At 32.2% G+C, this 7197-nt stretch carries 7 protein-coding genes, 1 tRNA gene and 1 pseudogene; 2 read left to right on the top strand and 7 right to left on the bottom strand.

Annotated elements, in window-relative coordinates; translation table 11 throughout:
* Nucleotides 1-391: 391 nt before the first annotated feature.
* The 6 genes from AC2D8K_RS12100 to AC2D8K_RS12075 form a co-directional block, all read right to left on the bottom strand.
* Entirely contained in the window at nt 392-547 is a 156-nt protein-coding gene (locus tag AC2D8K_RS12100) for a hypothetical protein (RefSeq protein WP_476662714.1), read from the bottom strand.
* A 76-nt stretch (nt 548-623) separates the two neighbouring features.
* Nucleotides 624-1100 (bottom strand): mobilization protein, encoded by a 477-nt coding sequence (locus tag AC2D8K_RS12095; RefSeq protein WP_311045146.1) that lies wholly within the window; start codon nt 1098-1100, stop codon nt 624-626.
* A gap of 31 nt (nt 1101-1131) precedes the next feature.
* Nucleotides 1132-2142, bottom strand: a complete 1011-nt coding sequence (locus AC2D8K_RS12090; RefSeq protein ID WP_476662712.1) for a relaxase/mobilization nuclease domain-containing protein — start codon at nt 2140-2142, stop codon at nt 1132-1134.
* On the bottom strand, nt 2124-2507 hold the full coding sequence (locus tag AC2D8K_RS12085; RefSeq protein ID WP_476662716.1) for a plasmid mobilization protein: 384 nt from the start codon (nt 2505-2507) through the stop codon (nt 2124-2126). Before AC2D8K_RS12085 ends, AC2D8K_RS12090 begins: the two co-directional genes overlap by 19 nt.
* A gap of 217 nt (nt 2508-2724) precedes the next feature.
* Nucleotides 2725-3966 (bottom strand): endopeptidase Ale-1 resistance FemAB family serine transferase Epr, encoded by a 1242-nt coding sequence (gene epr, locus AC2D8K_RS12080; RefSeq protein ID WP_316605724.1) that lies wholly within the window; start codon nt 3964-3966, stop codon nt 2725-2727.
* Nucleotides 3967-4057: 91 nt separating this feature from the next.
* Nucleotides 4058-4148: transfer RNA gene (locus AC2D8K_RS12075), tRNA-His, on the bottom strand.
* 138 nt (nt 4149-4286) lie between these two features.
* Here AC2D8K_RS12075 and AC2D8K_RS12070 point away from each other — a divergent pair.
* Nucleotides 4287-5414, top strand: coding sequence for a peptidoglycan DD-metalloendopeptidase family protein (locus AC2D8K_RS12070; protein WP_484698781.1), 1128 nt, complete (start codon nt 4287-4289; stop codon nt 5412-5414).
* A 434-nt stretch (nt 5415-5848) separates the two neighbouring features.
* A pseudogene (locus AC2D8K_RS12065) lies at nt 5849-5948 on the top strand (hypothetical protein).
* A 202-nt stretch (nt 5949-6150) separates the two neighbouring features.
* On the opposite strand, the gene AC2D8K_RS12060 reads toward AC2D8K_RS12065, so the two are convergent.
* Nucleotides 6151-7014, bottom strand: a complete 864-nt coding sequence (locus AC2D8K_RS12060; RefSeq protein WP_476662715.1) for a replication initiation protein — start codon at nt 7012-7014, stop codon at nt 6151-6153.
* Nucleotides 7015-7197: the final 183 nt, after the last annotated feature.

The following is a 7197-nucleotide window of genomic DNA, read 5'->3' as shown; positions in this document are numbered from 1 at the left end:
GGCAAAACTATGCCTTTAATGTGGCAAAACTATGCCTTTAACATTCTAAACTCCTTGGCACTCTATGTCTAAAGTACCTCCTAAAAAGGTTTTAAAAAGAATTATAAAAAGATATTAAAAAGTTCAGGGCAATTCGCCCCTCACAAATTCAAAATACAAAAAGGAAACCAACCACATTTGTGGTTGGTTTTTATTATTAAAAAACAATAAACTATATAACTTTGATGCATTATTCCAATTGCTTTATTGACGTTGAGCCTCGGAACCCTTAACAATCCCAAAACTTGTCGAATGGTCGGCATAATAGCTCACGCTATGCCGACATTCGTCTGCAAGTTTAGTTAAGGGTTCTTCTCAACATCAATAAATTTTCTCGGCATAATAGCGTCGACTATTCTAGATTTTCATAAATAATCGTAGTTGAAATATATAACCAATTACTATTTGTTTGTATTTCTAATACTTTAATATTTTCTTTTTTTAAAAAATCATTTACTTGTGAATCTAACTTATGATGAGTAAAAGTCGCAAAAGTTTTAATTTTCATAGTTTCTCTCCTTCTCTTTTTAAGCTTTATATAGCGTTTTCAATACATAAGGACACCTTTTATATTAACATTGATGTTAAATACTCTCATACGCTCTTAAAATGGCATATATAAGCAATCCAAATAAGAGATAAGGGACAAGATAAAGTAAAAGAATGAAATAACGCCATGCTGAATGCCCTGTTTTTAATACATAGTTAATCCATTCGTAAAAATGATGAACACCTAACCAGTCACCTAAGGGACTTAAGACTAAAAATGCGACCATAGTTAAAGCAACAATGAAAAACATAGCAGTAATCCCTTTGGTTAAACGATTAAATGCTTGATCATATTGTTTAACAGCTATTTCGTTGTTTTTAATTCGCTCATCTATTGTCTTTTTATATTCGCTATTCGCTTTTTGAAGGTCTGCTTGATTGCTTTTCATTTCTTTAACTATGTTTTGTGTTTCTGTTTTTACGTCATTGAGTTCTTTTTGTATCGCTTGTTCAAAATCTTGTTTTAAATTATCAGTATCAATGCGTTGTACATAATGTCTCGCTGCACTCATAAATCGTTTTTCGTTCGTTTGAGTTGCTTGATTAAAGTTCGAGGCCGTGGTCTCGATCGTCGTTAATAATTGTTCGTGACGCTTGTTTCGCTCGTTCTCTCTCTTCTCGATCTCTTCGAGCCTTTTCATGAGCAAGTCTTGCTGATTCTGCAGCTTGTCGGCTACGCTCAAGCTCATTTGTGTCTTGGGCGAATTTGTCCCAATCTGATTGAGTGACGCCTGTATCTCGTTCAGTTGGTTCATCACGATTTGAAGTTGGTCGTTTTGGCTGGAAGTCGGTGTCTGATTCTCGTTCTTGTTGTTGTCGTCGTTGAATTTGTCTTTCAAAGCCATGTTCTATGCCTCCTTTGTTGTAATCTTCACCTAATCGACGCCCACGCACTTTTTTATCTTCGGCTCGGTGTCGATACGTAATGCTTTTGGGTGTAACACGCTCAATTTCAACCCCATATTGGTTTAAATGGTCTTTGAATTCCTCCATATTCGTGGCTTGTGATTGGTCTATGACTTCTCTGATTTCATCTTTCCATGAATATTGGGCTGTTGATTTGGTATTAGGGTCAGCAATCGCTTTTTCTGTTTGCGTATAACGTAAGCGTGCTGTGTCTTTCTCTGGCACGCTTAAACCATGTTCACGACAGACTTCATCGTTGAAATCTCTTAAATCACGTAAGGTTTGTTTATTGTTGTTAAATTTTTTCCCTGTCTCAAGATCAATCGCATTAATCACAATATGATTGTGTACATGATCCGTATCGTTATGTGTATAGATAGTGACTTGATGATTGGGTGCTATTTTCTCAGCAAGTTCTAAACCTAACTGATTACATTGTTCAGGTGTCACTTCATCGGGTTTAAAGGATTGGATAATCACATGTCCTTGATTGCCGTCCGTTTTGCCATACAATTCACGAGAGGCTTTGAAACTCGATTTGGCATAATCGACATCACAATTTAAACCACTTTTTTCGACGGCTCGTTTCTCAGCGTAATTAATGGCACGTGACGTTGACTTCGTTGCACTTATTTTAGTTGTTGCCATATCTCATCAAGCCTTTCACGTAATTCACTAATATTATGTTCTAATGCCTCATAATTCGGTGCGTCATATTGATGTTGATTACAATATTTAGCAATCTGATTGGCATTTGAACCTAATTTACTTAAATCCTTGGCTATCGATTGTCGCGTTGTTTTATCCAATTTCGGTGCGACCAATCGAGATCCTTGTGCCTTTTTCTTAACGAAATTCGGCACACTCATATTTAAAGTTTCAGCCGACTGCTTTAACTTTAAATATTCGGATTCGCTCACACGAAAACTAATTTGTTTCGGCTCCTTACGGTTGGGTTTATGGTTTTGCCCAACAGTTGCGTCGCTAGCCACAAAATGTTTTTGTTCGCTCATACATCCCACCACGCTTTCTACGAAAGATATTACTTAATATAAATTTAGATTATATGATAATCTAAATTTCATCAAGTAACATAGTGGTTTGGCAAGCATTGGCTTTGCTAGCCATTAACGTGGCAGACGCGCCAGCTTGTTGGGGACTATCCCCAATCCCCTTAGGATTTTTTCTGACGAAAAAATAGTGGCTAATTGCTAGCCACTATCTAAAAGATTATCTTTTTAGTAGAGTGTATATTTTGTAAATAAAGGGTCTAAGAGGTTTAATAAAATCTCCGATATATTCTTCAACATAAGCATTAAACCCTTCTTTAAATCTTTGAACACCATAATCTTCAGCTGTTTCACTAAAATCTCCAGTAATACCATAAAAATTATATCTAGGAATGTTATTCTGTTTAGCAAATTTAATCATTTCCCACTGTAAACGATAGGCTCCCATATAAGCATTGTATTTGGGATTTGATCCACTTGAAAGATAATAAACTTCGTCATTGTTATATATATAGAAAGCTGCAGCTAAATCAATTATTTTACCATCTGTTTTGATTAATTCTTTTGTTTCATTTATTTTTCTGTTTTGTGCACTAATTTGTTGATTAATTTGATTAGCCTTATTTTTATTTTTTTTCGAATTAGGATTTTCTTTTAATACACTTATTATTTCTTCGTATTGTTTGTTTAATTGAGTTATTTTATTATTTTGTTTTTCTAATAAATCGGATAAATTGATATATGCGAGTTTTAACATACTATTGTCATTATATATTTTTTGCATTTTTTCAAAATAATCTTGATTTCTAAATTTAAATCCATGTTTTTCTTCTGCCATTTTAAATAATTTGAAAAATCTAGATGTTTCTTCAATAGATAAAGTTCTCACTTGAACATTCATTTCATATGTTTTTTTAATATTTCTTCTTGTTTGATAATCCATTTCGGATAAAAGCATATCTGTATCTTTATTATTTAAATCTAAGACAGACAGCCATCTGATTTGACTCGTTTGAGAATAGCCTATGGAATAACCTTGATGTGTATACCCTATATTTTTCAAAGTTTTAATCAGAGGTCTATTATCATAGCTTGTTAATATCTCACCTTGTGCATTTCTTATATTTTCTAAAGTATAAGGATCTGTTAAAACAAATAAACCACGATTTTTTTTAAGATATCTAGTTAAATTTTTATAAAAAAATCTCACTAATTCAAAGTTTTTAAAGTCTAAAACAGGGCCACGATGAGTATAAAAGTATTTAAAAACTTTTAGAGCTTGGGCTTCTGTTAATAAACATGCTGCAATGACTGTTCCTTCATTATCTTTAACGCCAACTAAATGAACGTCATTTTGAAATTTATTTCGATAACAAAAATGTTGACTTGATTGAGTATAGTGAGAAAAATGATTGTTTACAAAATTTTGAAATTCAGTTTCGGATAATTGGACAAATTTCATAAGACACCGACTTTCTAAGAGAATAGTATAGCAACATATACAGAAAAAAGACCAAGCATTAAAATGCTTGGTTTAATAATGAAGTTTACAGCGGAGGGAGAAGGATTTGAACCAACGCAAGCATAAGCTTCTAATTAATACATAGTATTAATTTCCCTTAAACCAGACTTGGGTATCCCTCCAATATTTAATTACTATAAAATAATATCTCATTTTAAATAAAATGTAAAGATTTTGTTTATATTTTAAAATATAAATTATACATATTAGTTATATGTTATTATAACTAATGTATTTTAAATATTAGAAGGTTTAAATTTATGGATACAAATAAGAAATTCACTTTAGTAAAATCTTTGTCAATTGGATTAGGAACTTTTTTAGTTGGATCAGTATTTTTAACTGTAAATGATGAAGCTTCTGCATCGACAAAAACTGATGCACCAAAAGTAGAGCAAGAAACACCAGCAAAGGCTGATGCGCCAAAAGTAGAGCAAGAAACACCAGCAAAAGCTGATGCGCCAAAAGTAGAGCAAGAAACACCAGCAAAGGCTGATGCACCAAAAGTAGAGCAAGAAACACCAGCAAAGGCTGATGCACCAAAAGTAGAGCAAGAAACACCAGCAAAAGCTGATGCGCCAAAAGTAGAGCAAGAAACACCAGCAAAGGCTGATACGCCAAAAGTAGAGCAAGAGAGAACTTTTGTAAGGGAAGCTGCTCAATCTAATCATTCTGCTAGTTGGTTAAACAATTATAAAAAAGGTTATGGTTATGGTCCGTATCCTTTAGGAATTAATGGCGGAAATCACTATGGAGTTGATTTCTTTATGAATGTAGGGACACCAGTAAGAGCAATTTCAGATGGTAAAATAGTCGAAGCTGGATGGACAAATTATGGTGGAGGAAATGAAATAGGACTTGTTGAAAATGACGGTGTTCATAGACAATGGTATATGCATTTAAGTAAGTTCAATGTTAAAGTTGGTGACAAAGTTAAAGCTGGACAAATTATTGGTTGGTCTGGTAATACAGGATATTCTACAGCACCGCATTTGCATTTCCAAAGAATGACCAATTCATTCTCAAATAATACAGCACAAGATCCTATGCCATTTCTAAAATCAGCGGGCTATGGAAGCGATAGTACATCTTCATCAAATAATAATGGTTATAAAACTAATAAATATGGAACATTATATAAATCTGAATCTGCTAGTTTTACAGCTAACACAGATATTATTACAAGATTAACAGGACCGTTTAGAAGTATGCCTCAGTCAGGTGTTTTAAGAAAAGGTTTAACTATTAAATATGATGAAGTTATGAAACAAGATGGTCATGTATGGGTTGGTTATAATACAAATAGTGGAAAAAGAGTGTATTTACCAGTGAGAACTTGGAATGAAAGTACAGGAGAACTAGGGCCATTATGGGGAACAATCAAGTGATTTATACATAATATATTCAAAGTCACTACCCATAATCAGTAATTATGTCAACTAACTCAAAAGGGACAAACGCCGTCATTTCGGCGTTTGTCCCTTTTGGTTCGGATTATAGGATATTCATCTTTTATACATTACCCCAATGACACGTTTTCATGCATTTTCATTAAATGAAATTTTGTATATTTATGTAAGTTACACTTGTGTAAATGACACAAATCATCAGTATACTTATTTAATAGTAAACAAGTATACGAGTTAACAATTAAACTTGTTTACTTGTGAGATATATTTAGATGTTGCATACACTTGAAAAGTTATATATTTAAACACAACTTTAAAAAACTTGCTTACATATATATAATGATTAATGTAAGCAAGTTGGATTGATGGTGGCTAATCTCATGAAAATGGGGTGATGCCTATGGTTTTGGTTTTTGCTCCTAGAAAGGACTAGCATTGTCTGATTATGAAATGCTGATGATTGTTTTAACCATCATCGGTTTAGTATTAATTAGTAATAACCAAAAAAAATAACCTACCAACTTTAGCCGAGTTCTAGGTTATTTTAATCAAAATTTATAAAAGGCTACCGTCTTTTTAACGGGCTTACTAAGGCACGAGTGTTCCTAGCACTTGTGTCTTTTTTGTATATGCTAGTTTATAATTCATTTGTTGTTTATATAATATCATGATATTATACACTCTTCAATTAACTCTTTCACTTTATAAACTTTTTCTATTCTTCCCAATCGACTTCAAGTTGTTTTAAAAAGGCTTCTCGTTCTTTTTCTAATTGCGGATCATACTCATTTTGTGTTGTTTTTTCATATGTGCGTTCTTCTAACCATTTTGGTGTTTTCTCACGACTTATATATTGTCGTGACTTACCTATATCTGCCATTTGAGGTTGTCGTTTACTGTGAATGCGTTTCTCAGAGTCAAAAGTAAATTCTAACCATTCAATTTTACGTCCTTTTTTAGCTTTGATTTTATTGATATTGAGGTTATTAAATATTGGAGAGAGCTCCTTGATAATCGGTGTTAAAACAAATTGGTTAATATTAGACATTCTATAAGATTCTGGAATATCTAATCGTTCTCTAAAGTCTTCAATTTTAATCTTCATATAGCCAGTATGTTTATATTGTTTAAGTAATCTAAACATATTTTTTGAATAGGTAGATTTAAGGTGTGTCATCTCTTTTAATTCAAATTTAGTAAAGTTATTCGTAATTGAATTTAAGATATATTTTAAATCAGGAGAAGTAGCAATTTCTAAATATTTTTCCGATATGTCTATTTCATACTTATAGAATAAGACAAATTTTTTAATTTTTGTTTCAGTTCTAATAGTATATCTGATATCTAACATCTTATCGTAAACTCTTTGGAGATCATCTACAAACCTGTTAATGTTACGAGTTTCTGGACTGTAATTACTTAATTCTTTGAGTTCATCAAAAGATAAATGAAGTGTATTAGTATCTTGTTCTTTGAGCTTATTACACATAGCAAAAAATAAGTTAATTTCAGTAGCAGTAAAGCGTCTTAATGGAACTAAATTCATTTCATTTTTGTAAATAACAGTTTCTCCGCTCATATAATAACTCTCCTTTTAACAAAGGCATAACAAAAAAAAAACCATGCCTTTTAAATTCTATAATATTATGTATTAAAGCTTTTTTATACAGTAACATAGAACGATAGGCATAACAACAAAAAAACTATGCCTTTAATGTGGCAAAACTATGCCTTTAATGTGGCAAAACTATGCCTTTAATGT

This window comes from Staphylococcus sp. 510 (genome assembly GCF_057219715.1).
Note: the sequence above shows the minus strand (reverse complement) of the source record. Positions and strands in the feature narration are given on the sequence as shown.